Here is a 22,668-nt window from a genome sequence, read left to right as displayed (position 1 = left end):
TTCCAAACGGTATCAACCATGTTGCCTTTAATGATTTAGAAGCTGCAAAAGCGGTGATTAATGAACAAACATGTGCTGTGATTGTTGAGCCGATCCAAGGTGAAGGCGGTGTTATTCCTGCTGACATCGAATTTTTAAAAGGTTTGCGTGCACTGTGTGATGAGTTCGGTGCCTTACTGATTTTTGATGAAGTACAAACCGGTGTTGGCCGTACAGGTGCACTGTATGCCTACATGAACTCTGGTGTTATTCCAGATGTATTAACGACTGCAAAAGCACTAGGTGGTGGTTTTCCAGTCGGTGCAATGCTAACAACTGATAAATTTGCACCGCATTTTTCAGTCGGTACACATGGTACGACTTATGGTGGTAACCCGTTAGCAAGTGCGGTTGCTGGTGCAGTCTTTGAGTTTATTAATACGCCTGAAGTACTTGAAGGTGTAAAACATCGTCATCAATATTTCCTAGACGCATTAAATAAATTAAATGCTGAATACCCGATTTTTGAAGAAATTCGTGGTCAAGGCTTACTCATTGGTTGTGTATTAAAAGCTGAGTATGCAGGCAAAGCGAAAGACATTACGACTTGGGCGGGCGAAGAAGGTTTGCTTGCTTTAATCGCGGGACCAAACGTGGTTCGTTTTACACCGTCTCTAATTATTCCTGAACAAGATATTGATGAAGGAATTGCTCGTTTAAAACGCGCATTGGCAAAGTTGGCTAAATAAAAAAAAGGAAAGCTAGCCATGATGATCGTCCGTCATGCCGAGTTTCGAGACCTTGAAGATATTTATAAATTAGCAGGTAAGTCGGGTGTAGGCCTGACTTCCTTGCCGCAAAATATGGATACACTTTCGGCTCGAATTTCACGTACTCGCAATACTTTAAATGGCAATGTCCATAAAAGTGAACAAGGTTATTTATTTGTTCTTGAAGATACAGAAGCTCAACGTGTTATTGGATTAAGTGCAATTGAAGTTGCTGTAGGGCTCATTGAACCTTGGTACAACTTTCATGTTGGTACTCAAGTACACGCTTCAAAAGCATTAAATGTCTATAAGTCATTACCTACTTTATTTTTAAGTAATGACAGAACAGGTAGTAGCGAACTCTGTACACTATTTTTAGATCCAGAGCGTCGTGAAAACCAAAACGGTAAATTCTTATCGAAAATCCGTTTTATGTTTATCGCTGCCTTTAAGCAATATTTCGAGAAAAAGTTAATTGCTGAAATGCGTGGTTTCTCGGACGAAAATGGATGTTCTCCATTTTGGGATGCGATTGGTCACCATTTCTTTAATATGGATTTTTCAACAGCAGACTATTTGAGTGGAATTGGGCAAAAAGTGTTTATTGCAGAGCTTATGCCACGTTTCCCAGTCTATGTAGATCTCTTGCCAAAAGATGCGCAAGAGGTAATTGGAAAAATGCATCCACAAACTTTGCCTGCTTATCATGTGCTTGAGTCGGAAGGCTTACGCTATCAAGGATATGTCGATATTTTTGATGCTGGTCCAACCATTGAAGCCAATATTGATGAATTGCGAGCAGTAAAAGAAAGTCAGTTACTAAACGTCAAAATTACAAGTGAAGCTGCGGTCGGTAAGACCCAATATCTCATTGCCAATGATAATTATCATGACTATAAAGCAATGTTGTTAAAGCTTGATCTTGTTGATAACACAATAAATTTAACACATGAACAAGCTGAAAAACTCGGTGTACAAGAAGGTCACGCTGTTCGTGTGTTATCACTAAATCCTATGGAAGTATCCTGATGTCAAACTCTTTATTTATAAACGGTGTCTGGTTACAAGGCAGCGGCGCAACATTTGAGAAAACAAATCCGGTTGATAACCAAACTGTATGGTCAGGTGCCGAGGCTACTGCTACTGATGTAGAGCAAGCTTGTCAGGCAGCGCGTACTGCATTTCCAGCTTGGGCGCGTTTACCGCTTGCAGAGCGTGTAGCGATTGTTGAAAAATTTGCCGCTTTGCTTGAAGAAAATAAAAAGCATTTAGCAGAAGTCATTAGCCAAGAAACCAGTAAGCCATTTTGGGAAACGTTAACTGAAGTTCAATCAATGATTGGCAAAGTTGCGATTTCGATTCGCGCTTACCACCAGCGTACAGGCGAAAGCTCAACTGAAATGGCCGATGGTGTAGCATCTTTACGTCATCGTCCGCATGGTGTGCTTGCAGTTTTCGGTCCATATAACTTCCCGGGCCATCTACCAAATGGGCATATTGTTCCTGCATTGCTTGCTGGCAACACAGTTGTATTTAAACCAAGTGAATTAACGCCTTGGACTGCTGAAGAAACTGTAAAACTTTGGCAGCAAGCTGGTCTGCCAAATGGTGTAATGAACTTGGTGCAAGGTGGTCGTACCACGGGCGAAGCATTAGCTGCCTCACATGAAATTGATGGTTTATTGTTTACCGGAAGTGCAAACACGGGTTATCACTTGCATAAGCAAATGGCGGGTGCACCTGAAAAAATTCTTGCGCTTGAAATGGGTGGCAATAATGCATTGATTATTGATGAAATTATCGATGTCGATGCAGTAGTTAATCTTGCTATTCAATCTGCTTTTGTTTCGGCAGGTCAGCGTTGTACATGTGCACGCCGTATCTTGGTAAAAAATGGTGCTGAAGGTGATGCATTTATTCAACGTTTTGTTGAAGTTGCTAAAAACCTAAAAGTTGGCCGTTGGAACGACGAACAACAACCATTCATGGGCGGGGTAATCTCGTCAGTTGCTGCAACAAACATGATGAATGCTCAGCAAAAGTTACTTGAGCTGGGTGCAAAAAGTTTATTAGCCATGACACGTCCTCAAGAAGACAGTTCTCTACTTACTCCGGGTATTGTTGATGTCACAGGCGTGAAAGATATTCCGGATGAAGAATATTTTGGCCCGCTTACCACCATTCAACGTTATGACAACTTTGATGAAGCATTAAAAATTGCTAACGCAACTCGTTTTGGCTTGTCAGTTGGTTTGGTTTCACCAAAACGTGAACTGTTTGATGACTTACTCATCGAAGCACGTGCCGGTATTGTGAATTGGAATAAGCCATTAACTGGGGCTTCAAGTGCCGCGCCATTTGGTGGTGTAGGGGCGTCAGGTAATCACCGCGCGAGTGCTTTTTATGCAGCTGATTATTGTGCTTGGCCAATGGCATCACTTGAAAGTGACAGCTTAACCTTACCAGAAAAATTATCTCCAGGGATTGTGTTGCCTTAAACACTAGGGAAAGAAAAAATGAAAGGATATGAAGTAAATTTCGATGGTTTAGTGGGACCAACACATCACTACGCGGGTTTGTCGTTTGGTAATGAAGCATCGACAAAAAACCGTAATAATACCTCGAATCCAAAATTAGCAGCTAAACAAGGTTTGCTAAAGATGAAAGCTTTGGCTGACATGGGAATGAAACAAGGTGTACTTGCTCCGCATGAGCGTCCACATGTTCCAATGTTACGCCGTTTAGGTTTTACAGGTGATGACATTAGCGTTGTTGCTCAAGCAATGCGTCATTCACCTGAACTATTATCATCTTTAAGTTCAGCTTCTCCAATGTGGACTGCCAATGCGGCTACCGTTTCACCTTCGGCAGATAGCCAAGATGAGCGCGTGCATTTTACCGCAGCGAACCTGAACAATAAGTTTCACCGTTCAATTGAAGCTGAAACTACAAGCCAAGTTTTACAAGCGATCTTTAAAAATGAACGCCACTTTGTACACCACGAAGCATTACCACAAGTAGCTTTGTTTGGTGACGAAGGAGCAGCCAATCACAACCGCTTAGGTGGTGATTATGCTAAGCGCGGTGTTCAGGTGTTTGTTTATGGTCAACAACATTTAAATAATGGCTTGCCGGGACCAAAACGTTATCCAGCTCGTCAAACGCGTGAGGCAAGTGAAGCAATTGCACGTTTGCACCGTTTAGATGATGCACATACTGTTTTTGTTCAGCAAAATCCAGATGTAATTGATCAGGGCGTTTTCCATAATGATGTGATCGCGGTAAGTAACCAACAGGTTTTATTCCATCATCAACATGCCTTTTTAAATCAAGATCAGGCCTTTGCTGAAATTCGTCAAAAAATGGCAAGCATCGGTGAAGACTTTATTTCAATTGAAGTCCCTGAAAACCGTGTTACCGTTGACGATGCCGTAGCAACCTATTTATTTAATAGCCAAATTTTGACTCGTCCAGATGGTGGAATGACTATTGTTGTACCGGAAGAGTCTCGTCAAAATGCAGCAGTCTGGGGCTATTTGAATGACATGATTCAAATGGGCACACCAATTGATGCTATTCAGGTATATGACTTACGTGAAAGTATGCGTAACGGTGGTGGTCCAGCTTGTCTACGTTTACGCGTAGCTTTAAACGAAACTGAGTTAAATGCCGTAAATCCAAAAGTTCTGATGAACGATCAGTTGTTTGGCACACTCAATCAATGGGTAGATAAACATTATCGTGATCGTTTAGCACAAGAAGATTTGGCTGATCCGCATTTGTTAATGGAAAGCCGTATGGCACTTGACGAACTGACCAAAATTTTAGGTTTAGGTTCGGTTTATCCTTTCCAAAAATAATGAGGAGGTGACATGCAAGATTTTCTAGCATTAACCTTACAAGGTGAGCAGCCTACAACTCGCGAAGGAAAACAAAATAATTTTTCTTGGCGCTGGTTGGGTGAAGGACTTCTTGAATGTACGCCAAACGCACAGTACGACAAAGCTGTCGTACTGTCAGCTGGAGTGCATGGTAATGAAACAGCACCAATTGAATTGTTATCTCATCTTTGCGCGGATTTATTTGCAGGGCGTTTAAACCTTGCTGTGAGGTTGCTGCTTGTATTGGGTAACCCTTATGCAATGCGTCAAGGCAAACGCTATGTGCATGACGATGTAAATCGAATGTTTTGTGGTGGATATAAAACTCTAGGCGTGTCTGAAGAATCAAAGCGTGCTGAAGTTTTAGAGCAAGTTGTCACAAATTTCTTTCAAGAAAGTGCAAGTGATGCTAAACGCTATCACTATGATTTACACACAGCAATTCGTACTTCATTGTTACCAACGTTTGCTTTATTTCCCTATCAAACGCATGGCTATGATGCTGATTTAACAGCAAGTCTTGAAGCAGCCGATTTAGATGCTTTGGTTTATCACAATGCAGCAGGTAAAACGTTTACACATTTTACGAGTGAGAATTTTAAAGCTGCGAGCGCAACTTTAGAGTTAGGCAAAGCCTTACCATTTGGGCAAAATGACTTGAGCCAATTTGCTGCAATTGATGAAGTTATTCGTAATGTAGTTTCTGAGCAAGCCTTACCGCTACGCAATAAAACAAAAATTCGGGTCTTCAAAGTATCTGATTCTTTAATTAAAAAAGATGAAGATTTTCAGATGAATTTATCTGCTGAAGCTCCGAATTTTTCGACTTTTACCAAAGGTGAAATCATTGCAACTCAACCTTCTGGTAATTATGTTGTTGAGCAAGATCAGGTCTGGATTTTATTTCCAAACCCAAATGTGAAGCTTGGTTTGCGTGCGGGCTTAGTTTTAACTGAAGCGAGTTGAATACTTGATTTTTGAGAAATAAAAAAGGGCAATTAATTGCCCTTTTTTATTTATAACGGATTAGTTATTACCGAAAAGACCTTTAATAAAAGATTTCTTTTCAGCTTTTTGTGTAGTCGCTTGAGCGCCTGCATTTAAGTTTGCATTTGCATTAATACCAGCAACATTAACACCAACGTTTACACCTGTTTGAGCGTTAACTCCATGAGCTGGTTGAGCTGTATTTAATTTTGCTTGAGCATCAGCTTTAGTGTCAGCTACAAACTCTTTTTGCTCAGCTTGGTTTTGAGCTACACGAGTTTTTACAGCATCTACATGCGCTTGAGCATTAGCTTGTTTTTCAGCAGTAAATTCTTTTTGCTCAGCTTGTTTTTCTGCAACTTTAGCTTTTACAGCATCAACACCTGCTTTTGTATCAGCTTTCGCTTCAACTGCTAAGTTTTTAGTACCGTTTGCAGCTTTAGTCGCTACATTTTTAGTACCTGTTACTGCTTCGGTAGCAAAATGTTTAGTACCAGTTGCGGCTTTAGTTGCTACATTTTTAGTACCTGTCGCAGCTTCGGTAGCAAAATGTTTTGTACCATTTGCAGCTTTAGAAGAAAGTTCAGTCACTTTTCCTGTTGTTTTTTTTGTTGCTTTAACTGTAGTGTCAGCCGCTACATGACCAGCATGCTTTGCTGTGCTACCTACATTATGAGCAGTATTTTTGACTGTGTTGGCTACGCCACTAACAAGACCACCCGGTTGTACATTTACTTGAGCAGAAGCACCTGCATTAACGCCCGCACTTTGTGCAAAAATAGAGGCAGAAGCAAGAACACTTGCAGTAACGATAGCTGTTTTCATCATTTTCATTGCGATATCCTTCAAAGAATATACCCTTTTAGTGAGGTATTTCATAAACGCAAACGAATCATAGCCAAGGGAATATAGTCTTGTGAACTGTCTTCATCAAAATGTTACAACAGTGTTACGTTGAGTAAACAGACTAGGGATAAATTGTGAAGATTAATAAAAATTAATAATAAAGTGAAAAAGAACATTTATTTGTTAGATATTCTAATTAAGCTCTCTTATCTTTCCTTTTTTAAAAAATATCCTTTAATTTTTTCTCTTTCGGTTTTTCTCGACTTGTCCTTTATATCTTTAAATGTGATGTGAATCTAATTATTTATTAGAGGAAACGGCATAATTATTGCTTATTATGAGAATGAAGTGCTTTTTTAGCACTTTTTTGAACCATATTCTGCCAGAAATATAAATGTACAGGGCAGAACTGTATTTTTGATTATTCGGGAAAAGATACTTTAGCTTTTCTCAGGTTTGTACATTTCATGAAATAGAAATTTCACATGAAATGTATTGAAAGAAATAGCACTTTATTTCGAATAATCAAAAATAAAAATAGATATCTATAAACAAAAAAACAGAGATATGACAGATGAAAATTATTGCTTCCCTTCTTGTATTGGTCGGCTTGGTCGCCGTTGTTCTCTATCTTAAGCCCACAAGTGGTGCATCTGATGTGTTCAATTCTGCTTTACATGAGTCGAATTCGCCACAACCAGATACATCTTCGTTTCTTTCTAAACTTAAGGAGCCTACCCAACCTAAAAATCTATCTCAACATTCAACTCATCCTCAATCGGTATCAGCTGATTCTGTTCCTTTTTATGACACAAAAAGTGATCTTTCTATTCAACCGATTGATCCAGAAAAAGATCCAGCAAATGAAATAAAAGCGAAATAAGCAAATTGTTAGTTGAAAAACTACGGAGAAAAATAATGCAAAGTAAAACGTTATTTCTATTAGGTCTATGTACGATATTAAGTACAACTGCATCCGCTCTTCCTTTGGATTCTCAAGGTGCTAAACAGCGGTTAAATCAAGCAGCAAAACAAAAAGTATTTCAGGGCAAAATCGATTTGGATGCCTTGGTCAATAATGATTCGAATGATTTAATCGTCGAATACAATATTCCTTCGGTGAGTGTGCCTTCCGGTTTAGAGCGGCGGAGTTATATTGCAACAAATAAAAAGAATATACAGGCAAGGTTTAACCGTGCTGGTGGTGTCCAAGTACTTCGGGACTACAATAATTTGCCTTTAGCTTTCTATCGAATTAGTAATCGCGAAGCTTTGGTGACTTTATTAAATGATCCAAATGTTAAAGCAGTTTATCCGAACCGTATTAACCGGACTACGACCAATGAAAGTTTACCTTTAATTAATCAACCACAGGCCAATACCAATGGTTTTACGGGCGAAGGCTCTAGTGTGGCAGTGATTGATACAGGTGTGAATTATCTTCACTCTGATTTTGGCTGTACGGCAGTAAATACACCATCAAGCACATGTCGAGTGGTTTATTCATTTGATAGTGCACCAGATGATGGCGCTTTAGATGATGATGGGCATGGGAGTAATGTTTCAGGCATCGTATCTAAGGTTGCTACCAAGACCAAAATTATAGGCATAGATGTCTTTAGAAAGGTCAGATCCCAAGGTAAGTGGGTAAGCACAGCTTATGATAGTGATATCCTCGCAGGGATTAACTGGGCTGTAAATAATGCACAAACCTATAATATTAAAGCGGTGAATTTGAGCCTTGGCGTACCAGGTGTTAAATATACCTCGGAGTGTAGTGATAGCAGTTATGGAACTGCATTTGCCAATGCACGAGCTGCTGGTGTGGTGCCTGTAGTCGCTTCAGGTAATGATGCATTTTCAGATGGAATTTCATCTCCTGCCTGTGTTGCTAGTGCAGTAAGAGTTGGTGCTGTATATGACAGTAATATTGGTGGTGTGTCATGGGGGAACCCTGTGAAATGTTCGGACCCAACAACAGCGGCAGATAAGGTAGCGTGCTTTAGTAATGGTGGCAGTCTTGTGACCTTATTAGCGCCTGGAGCAATGATCACGGCGGGTGGTTATACCATGGGTGGTACATCTCAAGCGACACCACATGTGGCAGGTGCAATTGCTTTGTTACGAGCGAATAGCGTGAGTCCAACAGAAAGTATTGATCAAACCATCAGCCGTTTAAAAACGACAGGTAAACCAATTACTGATTCAAGAACGGGCTTGGTTTTCCCACGTATTGATTTACTGGCAGCAACAAATGGTTTAACCATTAATTAATAGCTTATTTATAATTTTTTAAATTAGGTCCAAGAAATTTATAAATGGCTATAACCCGTTGCAAAGGGTAACTTCTGCAACGGGCTTTTTATGAAAAAAGTATTAATTACACTTTGCTAGATTCGCTGGATTAAAGTTGCTTTGGAGTTTTTTGAAATTATTTTGAATTTCTGGATCTTGAATATTAAAAGTCGTTGAGCTTTTGGTTGTAGAGTTGGTTGCCTGATTTAATATGCCTGATTCATCAGGATACTGCATAGTCGATGAGGTCGCTGAAAGCAGACCATTATTATTAAAAGTCCAGTGCTCAGTTACATGTCCGCCCCCTAAATAGCCAGTAAATTCAATCATACAAGCCTGTTTATCTTGTTTAATGAGTTTGGCTACATTACCAGTAGTTGATGGATAAGCTTCAATATTCGTATCTTGCTCTAAAACTTGTGCCTGAGAATAAGAAGAGATAGGTGCTGAAGTTGCACATGCAGTTAATGCCAAGCAGCATAGCGTTGAAAAGAGAAGTTTTTGACTATTCATAGGGTAGATTCCTAGCTTTCTTATAGTTAATGACATTATTTCTAGATGAATATCTGTGTTTATAAGCGCGCGGAGTTATCGCGCTATCCAAAAAATTAGTTAGCTGTTGTGCTCGATTTACTTAATTCACCTTGCTCAATCGGAATATTTTCACCATTTCGGCTACTGGTAATATTTTGTTTGGCTTGCTCTATTTTCTGTTCAGTAAATACTTTGGCTGTATCTGCTTTTTGTTGAACGACTTCTGCTTTTTCAGCAGTAAATTCTTTGGTGTTTTGCCATTTCTCACTAATTTTATTCGATGTCTTTTCAGAAGCACCTTGAATAGAGTTTCCTAAATTTTGTATGCCTTTGCCTGTTTTATACAACAGTACGCGCCCTAAGCTAGGATTGTCACCATAAGGTTGTGTTTTAGGTGTCGTTTCAACAACTTGTTGTGGCTGTGTTGTTTCTGCAAATAAGGTTGATGAAGCCAATATAGAACTTGCAACGCATAACACTTGTAAGGTTTTCATATGGATCAATCTCCCCAACCAGAATCAAAAGATGAAGTGGTGATCTTACTGTTAAAAATAAAGCTTGTACTGCAATGAGATAAAACCCATACGATTTGATTACGATAAATCATCATTTAATAGCGCTAAACCAATCACTGCAATGATTCATAAGCTAAATTCAGTCTTAATCAATTCTATAAACATGTCTCTGGCTTTATGGTTGCTCACATTTTTATGCCAGAAAAAGTGATTTTGCATAAAGGCAAGATATTCAAATTTATAACTATGAATATGGGCCAAATTTTTATATTGCTCATAAATGCTCTTGGGCACCAGAGCCACCCCTGAACCTGCACTGACACAGCCAATAATCGTGGCATAGCTGGTAATGCTGGTGATGGGAAGAGAGATATTCTTCAGTTTAAGCCATTCTTCAAGGGCTGCACGGTAAGGACAGCCTTCCGTCCACATAAAAATTTCTTTACCTATCAGGTCTTCTTGGCAATGAATTTCTCCCAAAGAGTGAGATGCGATTAAGACCATATCTTCTTGGTAAATACCGAGCTTATTGAGCATCGGAAACTCAATATTACCCGCGACAATTGCCCCATCAAGTTTATGCTGAGAAATATCGACTAATAGCTGTTTCCATGTGCCAGTAATAATTTGAATAGAAACTTCTGGAAAACGTTGATGATATTTCGCAAGCAAGTTTGGCAGACGAGTGGTAGCAGAAGATTCAATTGCACCAATTCTGAGTGGGCCAGAGGGCGGTGCATCAGGGTGAATACTACGTTTTGCCTCATCACATAACGCTAAAATTTTATGGCAATAATTTAGGAAAATTTCTCCTGATGGGGTGAGTTTTAAAGCTTTACCTTCACGATAAAACAGCGGTGTGCCTAGTTCTTCTTCGAGTTGTTTAATACGCGTTGTGATATTGGATGGTACACAATGCAGTTGCATTGATGCCTTTGCCATTGTTCCGCATTCAACCACAGTTTGGAACATTTTTAACTGAGCGATATCCATGTTTTATCATTCACTTTTAATGAATATTAAACTCAATATAAGTTAATTTTATTCAACTATCCATGCGCATATGATGAAAGAGTTCCATTTCATTAGTGCAGATTTAACATGGCAATTTCTCTTGCTGCCGAAACCCAGCCTCCCGCATTTAAGCTCTATTTATATATTGCTGTGACTGTCTTTTGTTGGGGCTATTCACCTATTGGTGTACATAGTGCTTTGCATTCATATACACCGCAGCACATTGCCTTGCTTCGCTTTTTGATTGCATCGTTTTTTTTACTGCTTTTGGTCATAAAAAAAGGCATTCAGCCTTTAAATTGGAAAGATGCTCCTGCGCTTGCTGTATTAGGTTTTTTCTCTGTAACGCTACATCACTTACTTATAAATACAGGGCAGCAATATGTAACTGCAGTCGCATCTAGTATTTTGAGTCAATCCATTCCGCTATTTACCTTTATTATTTCAGCTTTGCTTTTTAAAGAAAAAATCAGTTTTAAACAGTGGTTGTGTATTTTGCTGGGACTTTGCGGCGCCGTGTTGGTGGTTAGTGGAGATCATGGTTTTGGTGTACCGAGCCCTTATAGTTTATTGATTGTGTTAGCAGCAATTGCGTGGGGTCTGTACTTTAATTTATATAAGAAATTTGCTTTAAATTATGATGCTTTGAGCATGATGTGCTACATCATCTGGTTCGGAACCATTCCTTTACTATTTTATAGTGCTCATTTACCCCATGAAATTTTACATGCTACTTGGCAAGCCAATATGTCGGTTGTCTTGCTAGGTATTTTCCCAAGTGCGATGGCTTATGTGCTTTGGGGTTATGTACTTAAAAATATGTCGTTAACGATTGCATCGAATTTTTTATATTGTTCGCCCATTGTCGCAATGAGTTTGGCAGTTGTTTTCTTAAATGAAAAACCGTCAATGATGGTGCTGCTTGGTGGAGTGATTATTGTAGGGAGTTTGGTGTGGATGAATTGGAAAAAATAATTCTTTTACCAAGCTGAGTAAATAATAATGTGGTAGTTATTGAGTGCTGATTTAAAAATGAAAATATTAATTTTATTAAAAAATTCATTTAAATCAGCATACTGAAATAGTTTTTAGAATTTACTTTTATTGATTTTACTTTAAAAAAGTTTGGTTATAGCCAAAAATTAAATTATTCGACTCTTTCGACTTTTTCAATATGACTAGAAGAATCATATGTAATCTCAATTACTATTTTCTCTTTGTTAAGTGCTGAGTCTGAGATTGATACCGTTTCGTCCACAGAATCCAGCGATAATTCACTCGGCATTACATTATGTAATGTCGACACGATTGTATTCGCTATTAAGCCATTATATAAAGCCATTCCATATGCTTTTGGTTTATTGTTAATTTTATAATAAGTGATCGTATCTATCCTTTTCTCACCAATGAGTCTACTTACTACGGGTGGATGGAATTTATTTAGAAATTCATTTCGAGACATTCCAACTAAATTAATCTTTTCTATAGCAGGCGGATTGGTAGTGTCTGGTAAATTGATCCGATGAGGGTTTATAGAACAGGCCATTTGTCCAATGGATAAGATAGAAATAACAAGTAATAAAATATTCTTCTTCATTTATATAATCTTAATTAATAAAAGCTGCTAATTTATAACGATATTTTTTGAAAATATCAAATTATTATAAAAAGTTTTAATGTAGATGAATTGGGGGAATAGGCGTACTATCGAATAATCTATAGATCATTAAACTATCTATAGACTAATGCTATGTCATACGCTACTTGCTTTAAGAGAATAAGATGATTGTTGTTACCTTGACCTATAAAAAAACCATTAGCCGAAGTTGATGCTGTATTGAAAGAACATATTGCATTTTTAGATCATTACTATGAGCAAAAGAAATTTCTGGCATCGGGGCGCCGAGAAAATAGAGTAGGTGGGGTAATTTTAGTTCTAAGCTCTTTGATTCAAGAAGCTGAGGAGATTATGAAAAATGATCCATTCTATATTCATGATGTGGCCGATTATGATTTCATGTGGTTTGAGCCATCGAAAAGTTTAGAAGAAATTAAAGAATTTGTTTGATTACATTAGAGAACTACTTAAATTTAAGTAGTTCTCTAACCTTTTGGTTAATATTTATTATTGCTCAACAATATAAATACTATTTTCGAATACATCTCCTTTACTCGTTTTAACTACACCAACACATAAATTGTCAGGAGTTTGGATAAAAGAAACTAAGGATGTATCTGCATTAGTTTTACAGTTTTTTTGCTTGTTCTCATCAAATGCTTTTAAGTTTAATTGATGTTGCAAATCTAAAGTGAATACTTGGCTAAGAGCGCTAAATGCTTGATCTGCTTTTTTCATAAATAATAAATTATTTTGAGCTTCCCATTCAGCTAAAGAAATACGTTCTTTGCTTACATAGTGATATAAGCGTTTTGTATCTGCATTATTGTCTGCCGCATTTTTAAATTGGGTCTTTAAACCAAAATTTACTTTTACAATTGGCTTTTCACGGAAAGAAAGGCGTGAATAAGGCACAATTTTAATTTCAGATGCCTGATTTAAACTTAGAAGTTTTAGAGTAGGATCTGCTTTATTTTTGGCGAGAGAATCGTTAATTTTTTGATTTATTAACTGGTCAAATTTAATAGGTTGATTGAGAGAGCTTTTTTCAATGGCTGAACTATTTGCATTTTTATCAATTGCCATTGCAACACCTACTCCGATAAGGCCAAACATTCCAGAAACTGGACTGGCTGAAGCACTACTTGCATCACCAACTAATATTTGGCTTTCCTTTACAAAGTAATCACCTGCCCCTGATTCAGTCATTGAAGAAAGTTGTTCTGAAGAAACAGAAAGAGAGGTTTGTTTACCCGCTGCTGGATATTGAATCGATTTGGTCGTTGCACATCCAGTGAATAGTAATGTTGATATGAGTAATAAATTTAAGTTTTTCATTGCAATGATACTTTGTTAAGTTTGGTAATTATTTGTTTTAGTTTATTGAATTGTGGATAAAAAGTGAAGGAAGTAAATAATTCTTATTTATTAATTGAACGTAAAATAATCATTTATAATTATATTGAATGAAATTCTTCAATAAAAAACCATGTTTCCAACTAGAGTGAAAACATGGTTTTTATTAAAGCTTAATTATACAAAAATTAATTTTTATATAATTTTAACCCTGCAACACACTCACATCAGCTACAGCAGTAAACAAGTTACGTAACTGAGCCAATAAACGTAAACGGTTTGCTTTTAGGTCAGCATCATCTGCCATTACCATTACGCCATCAAAGAATGCATCAATCGGCGCGCGAAGTGCTGCAAGCTTAGAAAGGGCAGCAGTGTAGTCTTTTGCTGCAAGTAATGGCTCAACCACAGGTGTCACTGCTTGAAGCTCAGCAAATAATGCTTTTTCAGCGTCTTCAACTAAGTTCGCTTCAACTACAGAACCTTCAGGTGTTGCTTCTTTGGCAAGAATATTAGCAACACGTTTGTTCGCAGCAGCAAGTGCAGCAGCTTCAGGTAGTGTACGGAAGTGGTTAACAGCATTTACACGCTTGTCAAAATCAAGTGGAGATTTTGGTGCAAGAGCTTGAACGGCTTGAAGTACGTCAACAGCAACACCTTGGTCTTCGTACTTAGCACGGTAACGACCTTCCAAGAATGCAACAGCATCAGCACGAGTTTTATCGTGGTCTTTAACGATATCGCCATAACCTTGAAGTGCAAGATTCACTAATTCTTCAATCGTTACATCTAATTCATTTTCAATGATTAAACGTAAGATACCAATTGCTGAACGACGAAGAGCAAACGGGTCTTTAGAACCTGTAGGCGCTTGTCCAATACCGAAAATACCAACCAGCGTATCTAAACGGTCAGCAAGAGCAATGGTTGTACCTGTTTTGGTTTTTGGTAAAACATCGCCAGCAAATTTTGGTAAATATTGCTCACCTAAAGCTTCAGAAACTTCAGTGTTTTCACCTTCAATACGCGCGTAGTAAGTACCTGCAATACCTTGAAGTTCTGGGAATTCACCAACAAGCTCAGAGGTTAAGTCGCATTTAGCAAGTAATGCAGCTTTTTCAGCATCGGCTGGGTTTGCACCAGTGATTGAAGATAATGCAACAGCAAGTTTTGCAATACGTGTTGATTTGTCCCAAAGCGTACCGAGTTGTGCTTGGAATACCATGTTTGCTAATTTTTCTTTACGAGATGCAAGCGGTTGCTTTTGATCTTGTAAGAAGAAGAACTCAGCATCAGACAAACGAGGGCGAACAACTTTTTCGTTACCTTCAATAATTTGAGTCGGATCTTTAGACTCAATGTTTGAAACAGTAATGAAATAAGGCTGTAATTTACCTTCGCTATTGATCAAGCAGAAATATTTCTGGTTGTCTTGCATCGTCGTAATGAGTGCTTCTTGAGGAACAGCAAGGAAGCGCTCTTCAAAGTTTGCACGAAGAGCAACTGGCCATTCAACGAGGCTTGTTACTTCATCAAGTAAGTCAGCTGGAACAATTGCAGTTGCGTTCACTTCATCAGCTAGCTTTTTCACTTGTTCTTGAATAGTTGCTTTACGCTTTTCAAAGTTCGCAACAACGTAAGCTTTTTCTAAAGCAGCTAAGTAATCATTTGCATGAGCTAAAGTCACAGCTTCAGGTGCATGGAAACGGTGACCATAAGTCACATTGCCAGCTTTATGATCTTGAATAGTCGCGTCAACAATTTGGTCATCTTTGAGTAAAAGAACCCATTTAACCGGACGTACAAATTCGGTACGGCTTGCAGCAGAACGCATACGTTTAGCAATTGGTAAATTGTCTAATGCAGTTTGTAAAATCTGTGGAAGTAAAGCATCAAGGCTTTGACCTTTTACATCTTTTAAATAGCAAACTTTTTCAACTTTACCTGCTTGGAATGTAGAAAGCTGGTCTACAGTAATACCTTGACCACGCATAAAGCCTTCAAGTGCTTTAGTTGGTTTGCCTTCCGCATCGTAAGCTGCTTGAACTGCAGGACCATCAAAACGTTTTTGTGTATCAGCTTGAGCAGCATCGATATCAACAATTTTAAGCGCTAAACGACGTGGGGCTGCATAAGCTTCAATTGATACGAAGTTTAAGCCCGCATCTTTTAAACCTTTTACCGTTTCTGCCTGTAATGCATCACGTAAAGTTTTTAAGCTTTTTGGTGGAAGCTCTTCACAGCCAAGTTCGAATAAAACAGTATGTTTGCTCATTAGTTTTTCTCCGCCTTTGCTGCTTCACTTTCAGCTTGTGCTTTTAGCTGTGCCAATACTTCATCACGCAAGTGTGGTTCTGCCATTGGGAAGCCAAGCTCTGCACGTGCTTGTACATAACTTTGTGCAATAGCACGCGCTAAAGTACGTACACGTAAAATGTAACGTTGACGCTCAGTCACAGAAATTGCGCCACGTGCATCAAGTAAGTTAAAGGTATGAGACGCTTTAACCACTTGCTCATAAGCAGGAAGAGAAAGTTTTGCTTCAATTAAACGGTTTGCTTCTGATTCGTAAAAATCAAACAGTTCAAATAGTTTTTCAACTGGAGCGTATTCAAAGTTATAAGTCGATTGCTCAACTTCATTTTGATGGAAGACGTCGCCGTAAGTTACCGTGCCGAATTGGCCTTTAGTCCAAACAAGGTCATAAACCGAGTCAACACCTTGTAGGTACATCGCAAGACGTTCTAAACCGTAAGTGATTTCACCTGTTACTGGGTAACATTCAACACCACCGACTTGTTGGAAGTAAGTGAACTGAGTTACTTCCATACCGTTAAGCCAAACTTCCCAACCTAAGCCCCAAGCACCTAGCGTTGGAGACTCCCAGTTGTCTTCTACGAAACGAATGTCGTGAGTAAGCGTATCAATCCCGATTGCTTTTAAAGAATCGAGATAAAGCTGTTGGATATTGTCTGGATTTGGCTTAAGTACCACTTGGAACTGATAGTAGTGTTGCAAACGGTTCGGGTTTTCACCATAGCGGCCATCTTTTGGACGACGTGAAGGTTGAACGTATGCAGCATTCCAAGTTTCAGGCCCTAAAGCGCGTAAGAATGTTGCGGTGTGGAATGTTCCAGCGCCCATTTCCATGTCGTACGGTTGTAGTACGACGCAGCCTTGTTCGGCCCAATAGTTTTGTAGGGCAAGAATTAAGCCCTGAAATGTATCAATGTGCGAGATGGCGCGACTCATGTAGCATCCACGAATTTATGAGAAAAATTGCCACTAAGTATAAGGATTTTGTGGGGGAGTGGCAAAGGCTTAATCACAGGAATATGTGTTTAGCCGATTTGTTTTCGCCTCAGCCATTCCAAGCCTAACCAGTAACAAAAGCTGGTAAATAAAATCATAAGATAAAAACTATAGATCTTATAAATATGCCACCAAGGAGAAGGGAATGAACCGACAAAAATTAAGCGCGTAATAGGGCTAATCAAAATCCAGATGACAGTTGCGCAGATAAAAATACTTATCAGATTTAAACGATTTTTACGCGCGAGAAAATATGAAGTGATATATGCGAAAGGAATAACCAGAAGGCCATAAAAAAGTAAATAAAATAAGAAATGGGCTAGAAAAATAACTGCAACCGAATAAAGATTAAATTCCGTATTGAAGATGATTATTCCTAAGGCAGATATACTCAACAAAGGGATGGGGGCTAGCGCAAGTGCGCGAATAATCATTTTTTTGTTATATTGAAGCATATTAAAAATTATAGAATTGAGAATAAATTATGCTGAAATTTTGCTGCAAACTTATTGTTTTATCCAGTCTTTTCTGTAGTCCATGGTTATATGCGCAGACTGATGCTGATGAGCAAGACGAGTATAACCAATGTGTAGAGCAGACCATTAAAGAAATGCAGCTTGAGAGTATTAACAATATGGTTGTGCATAGCTGTTCTGAACAAGCTAAAAAGATTTATGAAGAAAAAATAGTTGCTCTGATTGATCAAATTCGCACACAAAGCGAAGAATACAAACAGCCAGAACGTTACCAAGATATCCTAAAATCTCAGCGACTTTGGAAAGCTTATGTAGATCAGGAGTGTAATAATACAGGCTCATACATTGGTTCACCGATGTATTCATATTGCCCAATGCAAGAGTATGCCGAGCGTGTAAAGCAACTAGAAGAATACGTTAATTAAGACGGATTATTTTAAACGTCACCTCATGACGCCGAGCGTACTTCACTGGATTAAATTTAAGAATGCAAAATGATATTTTTTAAACGATGCCATAAATGAGTCGTTTGATATGTCTGATCGCATTCGGGAAAAACTACAGATTCTTGCTGATGCTGCTAAATATGATGTGTCTTGTTCATCAAGTGGCAGTGACCGTAAAAATAAAGATAAAGGTTTGGGAGATGCCAGCCATTCGGGTATTTGCCATAGCTATACTGAAGATGGCCGCTGTGTATCTCTCTTAAAAATTCTATTTAGTAATGTTTGTATTTTTGACTGCGCCTATTGCGTTTCACGTCGTTCTAATGACGTCCAGCGTGCAGCATTTACGGTGCAAGAGGTCGTAGACTTAACCATTAATTTTTACCGCCGTAATTATATTGAAGGCTTATTTTTAAGCTCGGGTATTTTTAAATCGGCAGATCACACGATGGAGCGTATGCTTCAAGTCGTAAAGAAGTTGCGTCTTGAAGAAAACTTTAATGGTTATATTCATCTTAAAACTATTCCGGGAGCATCGCCTGAACTGATTCATGAAGCAGGTTTATATGCTGACCGGATGAGTATTAATTTAGAGATGCCGACCGAAATTGGGCTAAAAACTTTTGCACCAGAAAAATCACATCAGGAAGTGCAAAAAGATTTAGGTTTGGTCCGTGACAGGCTCATTCAGCTTAAAGATGAGCGACAAGTCATTAAGCATGTGCCGAAATATGTGCCAGCAGGGCAGACCACACAAATGGTAGTGGGGGCCCATCAAGAGTCAGACCAAGATGTCTTGTTTATGGCAGACAAGCACTATAAAGAATTTAAACTCAAACGTGTCTATTTTTCGGGTTATATCCCAATTAATACTGAAAATAATTACTTGCCCGCCGTTGGTTCAGCACCTCCGTTGCTTCGTGAAAACCGACTCTATCAAAGCGATTGGCTGATGCGTTTTTACGGTTTTGAAGTCAATGAAATCGTCAATGAAAAACACCCAAACTTAGACCTTGATGTAGACCCGAAATTAAGCTGGGCTTTAAGGCATCCTGAACAGTTTCCAGTAGATTTAAATCGTGCCGATTACCAAATGATTTTGCGTGTACCGGGTATTGGCGTGAAATCGGCTAAGAAAATTGTGCAGGCTCGCCGTTTTGGAAAAATTCATATCGATTTACTTAAAAAACTAGGCGTGGCTTACCAACGTGCAAAATTCTTTATTCGCTGTGAAGACAGTCCAAAATTCCAGAAAGAATTATCCTCAAGTTTTGTTCGGCAGGAGATTTTAACGCAGGGATCTTCGAAATATGTGCAGCAACTCTCGCCACAATTAAGCCTTGGGTTTTAGTCATGTTTAATGATGAAGTAGCTTACTATTTTGATGGTTCGATGGTTGGGTTGCTGAGCTGTGTGTTTCGTGCTTTTCAATTTAAAGAATTACAGGTCAGGCTCCATCTGAATGATGCAGCTCAACATGGCTTATTTGCCGATAAAATTGAGGTTGCAAATAACGAGCAGCATGCTGAGCGTGTGTGGTCTGCGCTACAAAAAAAGCTTTCATCTTCTTCGTTAAAACAATTTTATTTTGCCTCTTTATCTGAATCTTTAGATGCCTATCAGCATTTATTTAATTACTGTATTTATGTGTTTACTAGCCATGTTTCTATAGAAAAAGATTATTCAAATCCAAGTGTTTTAGCGATTGCACAGTGGACGAAAAAGGTCGGGCGAGAGAAGCATCGGATGGAAGCTTTTATTCGGTTTAAGAAAACCAAAGATGAGCTTTTTTTAAGTTTAGTACGTCCTGATTTTAATGTTTTACCGCTTATTCAGCCACATTTTAAACGGCGCTATCAAGATCAGCGTTGGCTTATTTATGACGAGCAACGCAAGTTCGGGCTTTATTATGATTTATGTGAAATACATGAAGTTTCACTCGAAGCCTCTGAGGTTGACCGCAATTTAAAAAATGGGATGAGTCAAAGCTTTCAGCTTGAGCTTGATGAGCAGGAAGTTTTATATGATCAGCTTTGGAAGGATTATTTTAACAGCGTAAATATTACTGAACGCCAGAATATAAAACTTCATGTGCAATATTTGCCGAAGCGGTATTGGCGCTATTTAAATGAAAAATTTATGGAATATTAAAGTTTTAAAATCATAAAAAATAGTTCAGCCAGTTTTCTTACTGTTGAAAGGTATAATTTAAATGCACTTTATGTGGCTTTGGGCGTATACTTTTGCCCGTTATAAATGACGGCATATCCCCTAAGGTGTACTGTGAGTGTTATACAGCGAGAATGGTTACAGATTTTAAAGCCAAATTTTAAGGTTTTACCCTTAAAAGAACGGTTACTTTGCGGTATTGGAGCGTTGTGTGGTTTAGCAATTTCCTCCTTAATTAGCTGGTATGTTCTCGGTGGAATTAATGCATGGTACATCGCCCCAATGGGTGCCTCATCTGTTCTTCTTTTTGCTGTGCCGACTAGTCCCTTAGCTCAACCATGGAATGTAATTGTTGGTAATACCTTAGCCGGCATAATTGGCGTTGCCTGTGCACAGTGGATTCCTGATTTAACCACGGCTTTTAGTGTGGCTGTGGGTTTTGCTATATTTTTAATGATGACCACCGACTCTTTGCACCCACCGAGTGGTGCAGTCGCAATTACGGCTGTGTTGGGCGGTGCTGCAATTCATAAATTAGGCTTTTATTTTATTTTTTATCCAGTTTTACTCAACTCGTTACTTCTACTTGGGGTTGCTGTTTTCTTTAATCGATTGATTGGGCGACATTATCCAGTGACTGCTCATTTAAATGAGCGAAGTAAGGACCCAACGCCAACTCAAAAAGTATCAATTCAGCCGAAAGATATTGAGTATGCATTAGGCCATCACACTGAACTTTTAGATATTAGCCAATACGACTTAGAAAAAATCATTTTAGAAGCTCAGGAGCATGCCAATGAGCGTATGGTAAATCAATATATCTGTCAGGATATTATGAGCCGTGATGTGATTAAACTACATGAAGATGATGATATTCATCAGGCACTCGATAAGTTTAAACAAGTGAACTTAATGAGCCTACCTGTAGTAAATGCAGAAAACCATTTGGTCGGAACTTTAGCGTTATATGAAGTCGTAGAGTGGTTTAAAGGTGCAGCCGACCCGAGGAATTCTTGGCAGCATTATGTAAAACAAATTATGAGCCGTCGAGTGGTTACCGTACTGCCAACTCAACCTATTCAAGATTTAGTGCCATACTTTGTTGAAAAGTCTTTTAATTACATTCCTGTTGTTGAAGATCGTAAGCTTATAGGAATGATTAGCCGTGCAGATATGATTGCTGCATTACAGCAACAGTTAAATCGAAAGTTATAATTTTTAGAATAAAAAAAGCTACGGTTGATTAGGGGATGCAACCGTAGCGACCAAAGTTATGAATTAACGTACTTGTTCTTCATTTACTGTTCGGACGGATTGTCGATAGCCTTCAATATGTTCTGGCTGTTTTTTCGGAATCACTAACCATAAAACCAGATAAACTAAAATTCCTGGAAAGGCAGCACTCATAATTGAGATCAAAACAAAAATGACACGTAGTAAAGTTACGTTCCAACCAAAACGTTCAGCAATACCACCCATTACACCGGCGATCATGCTGTGTCGGTTCGAGCGATATAAACCAGAACTGGCCATCTAATTCTCCTTAAAGATAAAAGTTACAAGAAGCTATTGCTCTTGCTTAATAAAAATATGGAGATGAAATAACGGGTTTAAAGTCCTTTAAAAAGTAAAATAGTTAAAATATGTAAAGGATTGAAAGGAACGAAACCAACATCTACTAAAATGCACCTTTTCAGGGCTTAAGAGTTTAAAGCGGCAATCAGCTAATACTTGATTTGAAGTGTAAATAGAGCTGTTGCTGTTATCTGTGAATAATGTATATGTCTTTGAAGTGGTCTCGTTTTTCAGTTAAGCATGTGGTTGTAGTGGCTGCGATGTGCATGACACTGAGTGCTTGCGATATAAACCATACCAATTCAAAAGATCACTCGACTACAAGTTCTAGTTCTAATCATGAAGAAAACTTAATAAAAAGTAGTACATCTATAAAAACATTGGATTATGTCGCTGGACGAACTTTCTTACCTGAAGATACCTCAGATCAAACCCAAAAATTAAACGCAGCCTCATTGCAATATGTAGGGCGATATCATACTCGTATTTCATGCGAGGATGCTTTTGCTGATTGTGAATCAGGCGAAGCAGAGTACATTTTAAATTTATTACCAAATGGGTCGGCTTATTGGAATGTTGTTCATTTTGGTCGTGTGGGAAGTAAAGACGGGGCTAAAAGTGCCGCTGTAAATCAATTATGTCCTACTCTAAATTGGAAAGTGGATGAAAAAGAGCGTGAGTTAACGATTCAATGTCCATTATCTAAAGTTAATTTTTATTTTAATATTGATTCAAATAAAAGATTGGTCACAAATTTAGAAAAATTACTTTATAGCGACTATGGAAAAAATCGTGAATTTTTAGAGCAAAACTATTTTGTTCCAAATCGGGCTTATGTTTTAACTAAAGAATAGATATCCGATAAATATAAAAAAGAGCGCAATATTAAATTGCG

At 38.4% G+C, this 22,668-nt stretch carries 23 protein-coding genes and 1 pseudogene; 14 read left to right on the top strand and 10 right to left on the bottom strand.

Annotated elements, in window-relative coordinates; translation table 11 throughout:
* The 5 genes from ACTJJG_RS14695 to astE all read left to right on the top strand — a co-directional run.
* Window positions 1-728 (top strand): aminotransferase class III-fold pyridoxal phosphate-dependent enzyme (locus ACTJJG_RS14695; protein WP_440608972.1); only part of this gene is annotated, 728 nt, incomplete at its 5' end.
* An 18-nt stretch (window positions 729-746) separates the two neighbouring features.
* The gene (gene astA, locus ACTJJG_RS14690; RefSeq protein WP_069119493.1) at window positions 747-1,778 is read left to right on the top strand and encodes an arginine N-succinyltransferase; all 1,032 of its coding nucleotides are present in this window, start codon (window positions 747-749) and stop codon (window positions 1,776-1,778) included.
* A complete protein-coding gene (gene astD, locus ACTJJG_RS14685) occupies window positions 1,778-3,247 on the top strand; it encodes a succinylglutamate-semialdehyde dehydrogenase (protein ID WP_064786501.1) in 1,470 nt (489 codons plus the stop codon). Before astA ends, astD begins: the two co-directional genes overlap by 1 nt.
* A gap of 18 nt (window positions 3,248-3,265) precedes the next feature.
* Window positions 3,266-4,609 carry an N-succinylarginine dihydrolase gene (astB, locus tag ACTJJG_RS14680; protein WP_002116805.1) on the top strand — a complete coding sequence of 448 codons (1,344 nt, stop codon included), beginning with the start codon at window positions 3,266-3,268 and terminating at the stop codon, window positions 4,607-4,609.
* 12 nt (window positions 4,610-4,621) lie between these two features.
* Complete coding sequence (gene astE, locus ACTJJG_RS14675) at window positions 4,622-5,596, top strand: succinylglutamate desuccinylase (RefSeq protein ID WP_032057340.1); 975 nt, start codon at window positions 4,622-4,624, stop codon at window positions 5,594-5,596.
* A gap of 60 nt (window positions 5,597-5,656) precedes the next feature.
* On the opposite strand, the gene ACTJJG_RS14670 is transcribed toward astE, so the two are convergent.
* A complete protein-coding gene (locus ACTJJG_RS14670) occupies window positions 5,657-6,451 on the bottom strand; it encodes a hypothetical protein (RefSeq protein WP_372552660.1) in 795 nt (264 codons plus the stop codon).
* Between the two features lie 586 nt (window positions 6,452-7,037).
* Between ACTJJG_RS14670 and ACTJJG_RS14665 the strand changes: the two genes are divergently transcribed.
* Together ACTJJG_RS14665 and ACTJJG_RS14660 are read left to right on the top strand one after the other, a co-directional pair.
* On the top strand, window positions 7,038-7,346 hold the full coding sequence (locus tag ACTJJG_RS14665; protein WP_032057342.1) for a hypothetical protein: 309 nt from the start codon (window positions 7,038-7,040) through the stop codon (window positions 7,344-7,346).
* Window positions 7,347-7,381: 35 nt separating this feature from the next.
* Window positions 7,382-8,737 (top strand): S8 family peptidase, encoded by a 1,356-nt coding sequence (locus ACTJJG_RS14660; protein ID WP_440608971.1) that lies wholly within the window; start codon window positions 7,382-7,384, stop codon window positions 8,735-8,737.
* 102 nt (window positions 8,738-8,839) lie between these two features.
* Here ACTJJG_RS14660 and ACTJJG_RS14655 read toward each other — a convergent pair whose 3' ends face one another.
* From ACTJJG_RS14655 to ACTJJG_RS14645, 3 genes are all read right to left on the bottom strand, one after another.
* Complete coding sequence (locus tag ACTJJG_RS14655) at window positions 8,840-9,271, bottom strand: hypothetical protein (protein ID WP_032057344.1); 432 nt, start codon at window positions 9,269-9,271, stop codon at window positions 8,840-8,842.
* A gap of 95 nt (window positions 9,272-9,366) precedes the next feature.
* The gene (locus tag ACTJJG_RS14650) at window positions 9,367-9,786 is read right to left on the bottom strand and encodes a hypothetical protein (protein ID WP_017481690.1); all 420 of its coding nucleotides are present in this window, start codon (window positions 9,784-9,786) and stop codon (window positions 9,367-9,369) included.
* A gap of 147 nt (window positions 9,787-9,933) precedes the next feature.
* Window positions 9,934-10,800 carry a LysR family transcriptional regulator gene (locus tag ACTJJG_RS14645; RefSeq protein ID WP_032057346.1) on the bottom strand — a complete coding sequence of 289 codons (867 nt, stop codon included), beginning with the start codon at window positions 10,798-10,800 and terminating at the stop codon, window positions 9,934-9,936.
* A gap of 108 nt (window positions 10,801-10,908) precedes the next feature.
* Between ACTJJG_RS14645 and ACTJJG_RS14640 the strand changes: the two genes are divergently transcribed.
* A complete protein-coding gene (locus ACTJJG_RS14640) occupies window positions 10,909-11,796 on the top strand; it encodes a DMT family transporter (RefSeq protein ID WP_045126688.1) in 888 nt (295 codons plus the stop codon).
* 172 nt (window positions 11,797-11,968) lie between these two features.
* On the opposite strand, the gene ACTJJG_RS14635 is transcribed toward ACTJJG_RS14640, so the two are convergent.
* Window positions 11,969-12,418 carry a hypothetical protein gene (locus ACTJJG_RS14635; RefSeq protein ID WP_032004836.1) on the bottom strand — a complete coding sequence of 150 codons (450 nt, stop codon included), beginning with the start codon at window positions 12,416-12,418 and terminating at the stop codon, window positions 11,969-11,971.
* A 185-nt stretch (window positions 12,419-12,603) separates the two neighbouring features.
* Here ACTJJG_RS14635 and ACTJJG_RS14630 point away from each other — a divergent pair.
* Window positions 12,604-12,889: pseudogene (locus ACTJJG_RS14630) on the top strand (YciI family protein).
* A gap of 57 nt (window positions 12,890-12,946) precedes the next feature.
* Here the strand turns inward: ACTJJG_RS14630 and ACTJJG_RS14625 are convergent.
* The 4 genes from ACTJJG_RS14625 to ACTJJG_RS14610 all read right to left on the bottom strand — a co-directional run bounded on the left by ACTJJG_RS14625 (window position 12,947) and on the right by ACTJJG_RS14610 (window position 17,562).
* Window positions 12,947-13,777, bottom strand: coding sequence for a hypothetical protein (locus tag ACTJJG_RS14625; protein ID WP_032036677.1), 831 nt, complete (start codon window positions 13,775-13,777; stop codon window positions 12,947-12,949).
* A 223-nt stretch (window positions 13,778-14,000) separates the two neighbouring features.
* Window positions 14,001-16,070, bottom strand: coding sequence for a glycine--tRNA ligase subunit beta (gene glyS, locus ACTJJG_RS14620; protein ID WP_032057349.1), 2,070 nt, complete (start codon window positions 16,068-16,070; stop codon window positions 14,001-14,003).
* On the bottom strand, window positions 16,070-17,047 hold the full coding sequence (glyQ, locus tag ACTJJG_RS14615) for a glycine--tRNA ligase subunit alpha (protein ID WP_002044989.1): 978 nt from the start codon (window positions 17,045-17,047) through the stop codon (window positions 16,070-16,072). The genes glyS and glyQ overlap by 1 nt, the downstream gene beginning before the upstream one ends.
* Before the next feature lie 89 nt (window positions 17,048-17,136).
* Window positions 17,137-17,562: a hypothetical protein gene (locus ACTJJG_RS14610; protein WP_080777121.1), complete on the bottom strand. Its 426-nt coding sequence runs from the start codon at window positions 17,560-17,562 to the stop codon at window positions 17,137-17,139.
* A 29-nt stretch (window positions 17,563-17,591) separates the two neighbouring features.
* On the opposite strand from ACTJJG_RS14610, the gene ACTJJG_RS14605 reads away from it, so the two are divergent.
* The 4 genes from ACTJJG_RS14605 (at window position 17,592) to ACTJJG_RS14590 (ending at window position 21,413) form a co-directional block, all read left to right on the top strand.
* Window positions 17,592-18,008, top strand: a complete 417-nt coding sequence (locus ACTJJG_RS14605) for a lysozyme inhibitor LprI family protein (RefSeq protein ID WP_032057350.1) — start codon at window positions 17,592-17,594, stop codon at window positions 18,006-18,008.
* A gap of 109 nt (window positions 18,009-18,117) precedes the next feature.
* Window positions 18,118-19,380, top strand: coding sequence for a putative DNA modification/repair radical SAM protein (locus tag ACTJJG_RS14600; protein ID WP_032057351.1), 1,263 nt, complete (start codon window positions 18,118-18,120; stop codon window positions 19,378-19,380).
* Between the two features lie 2 nt (window positions 19,381-19,382).
* Window positions 19,383-20,180, top strand: a complete 798-nt coding sequence (locus ACTJJG_RS14595) for a TIGR03915 family putative DNA repair protein (RefSeq protein ID WP_032057352.1) — start codon at window positions 19,383-19,385, stop codon at window positions 20,178-20,180.
* A gap of 132 nt (window positions 20,181-20,312) precedes the next feature.
* The gene (locus tag ACTJJG_RS14590) at window positions 20,313-21,413 is read left to right on the top strand and encodes an HPP family protein (protein ID WP_032057354.1); all 1,101 of its coding nucleotides are present in this window, start codon (window positions 20,313-20,315) and stop codon (window positions 21,411-21,413) included.
* A 63-nt stretch (window positions 21,414-21,476) separates the two neighbouring features.
* Here the strand turns inward: ACTJJG_RS14590 and ACTJJG_RS14585 are convergent, their stop codons facing one another.
* A complete protein-coding gene (locus ACTJJG_RS14585) occupies window positions 21,477-21,731 on the bottom strand; it encodes a PspC domain-containing protein (protein WP_002116779.1) in 255 nt (84 codons plus the stop codon).
* Window positions 21,732-21,979: 248 nt separating this feature from the next.
* On the opposite strand from ACTJJG_RS14585, the gene ACTJJG_RS14580 reads away from it, so the two are divergent.
* Window positions 21,980-22,627: a hypothetical protein gene (locus ACTJJG_RS14580; protein WP_078224980.1), complete on the top strand. Its 648-nt coding sequence runs from the start codon at window positions 21,980-21,982 to the stop codon at window positions 22,625-22,627.
* The last annotated feature ends 41 nt before the right edge of the window (window positions 22,628-22,668 follow it).

Origin of the sequence: Acinetobacter sp. 22512 (assembly GCF_052044755.1) — a bacterium.
GTDB lineage: Bacteria > Pseudomonadota > Gammaproteobacteria > Pseudomonadales > Moraxellaceae > Acinetobacter > Acinetobacter pittii.
The sequence above is the reverse complement of the archived record's forward strand: the minus strand, read 5'-3'. Positions and strand labels throughout refer to the sequence as shown.

Excerpts from the sequence above, each read along its gene's own strand:
- ACTJJG_RS14655 (WP_032057344.1), bottom strand. The coding sequence starts at position 9,271 with ATGAATAGTCAAAAACTTCTCTTTTCAACGCTATGCTGCTTGGCATTA.
- ACTJJG_RS14595 (WP_032057352.1), top strand. The coding sequence starts at position 19,383 with ATGTTTAATGATGAAGTAGCTTACTATTTTGATGGTTCGATGGTTGGG.
- ACTJJG_RS14660 (WP_440608971.1), top strand. The coding sequence starts at position 7,382 with ATGCAAAGTAAAACGTTATTTCTATTAGGTCTATGTACGATATTAAGT.
- ACTJJG_RS14645 (WP_032057346.1), bottom strand. The coding sequence starts at position 10,800 with ATGGATATCGCTCAGTTAAAAATGTTCCAAACTGTGGTTGAATGCGGA.
- ACTJJG_RS14610 (WP_080777121.1), bottom strand. The coding sequence starts at position 17,562 with ATGCTTCAATATAACAAAAAAATGATTATTCGCGCACTTGCGCTAGCC.
- astD (WP_064786501.1), top strand. The coding sequence starts at position 1,778 with ATGTCAAACTCTTTATTTATAAACGGTGTCTGGTTACAAGGCAGCGGC.
- ACTJJG_RS14650 (WP_017481690.1), bottom strand. The coding sequence starts at position 9,786 with ATGAAAACCTTACAAGTGTTATGCGTTGCAAGTTCTATATTGGCTTCA.
- ACTJJG_RS14640 (WP_045126688.1), top strand. The coding sequence starts at position 10,909 with ATGGCAATTTCTCTTGCTGCCGAAACCCAGCCTCCCGCATTTAAGCTC.
- ACTJJG_RS14600 (WP_032057351.1), top strand. The coding sequence starts at position 18,118 with ATGTCTGATCGCATTCGGGAAAAACTACAGATTCTTGCTGATGCTGCT.
- astB (WP_002116805.1), top strand. The coding sequence starts at position 3,266 with ATGAAAGGATATGAAGTAAATTTCGATGGTTTAGTGGGACCAACACAT.
- ACTJJG_RS14635 (WP_032004836.1), bottom strand. The coding sequence starts at position 12,418 with ATGAAGAAGAATATTTTATTACTTGTTATTTCTATCTTATCCATTGGA.
- glyS (WP_032057349.1), bottom strand. The coding sequence starts at position 16,070 with ATGAGCAAACATACTGTTTTATTCGAACTTGGCTGTGAAGAGCTTCCA.
- ACTJJG_RS14625 (WP_032036677.1), bottom strand. The coding sequence starts at position 13,777 with ATGAAAAACTTAAATTTATTACTCATATCAACATTACTATTCACTGGA.
- astA (WP_069119493.1), top strand. The coding sequence starts at position 747 with ATGATGATCGTCCGTCATGCCGAGTTTCGAGACCTTGAAGATATTTAT.
- glyQ (WP_002044989.1), bottom strand. The coding sequence starts at position 17,047 with ATGAGTCGCGCCATCTCGCACATTGATACATTTCAGGGCTTAATTCTT.
- ACTJJG_RS14665 (WP_032057342.1), top strand. The coding sequence starts at position 7,038 with ATGAAAATTATTGCTTCCCTTCTTGTATTGGTCGGCTTGGTCGCCGTT.
- ACTJJG_RS14585 (WP_002116779.1), bottom strand. The coding sequence starts at position 21,731 with ATGGCCAGTTCTGGTTTATATCGCTCGAACCGACACAGCATGATCGCC.
- astE (WP_032057340.1), top strand. The coding sequence starts at position 4,622 with ATGCAAGATTTTCTAGCATTAACCTTACAAGGTGAGCAGCCTACAACT.
- ACTJJG_RS14670 (WP_372552660.1), bottom strand. The coding sequence starts at position 6,451 with ATGAAAATGATGAAAACAGCTATCGTTACTGCAAGTGTTCTTGCTTCT.
- ACTJJG_RS14605 (WP_032057350.1), top strand. The coding sequence starts at position 17,592 with ATGCTGAAATTTTGCTGCAAACTTATTGTTTTATCCAGTCTTTTCTGT.
- ACTJJG_RS14580 (WP_078224980.1), top strand. The coding sequence starts at position 21,980 with ATGTCTTTGAAGTGGTCTCGTTTTTCAGTTAAGCATGTGGTTGTAGTG.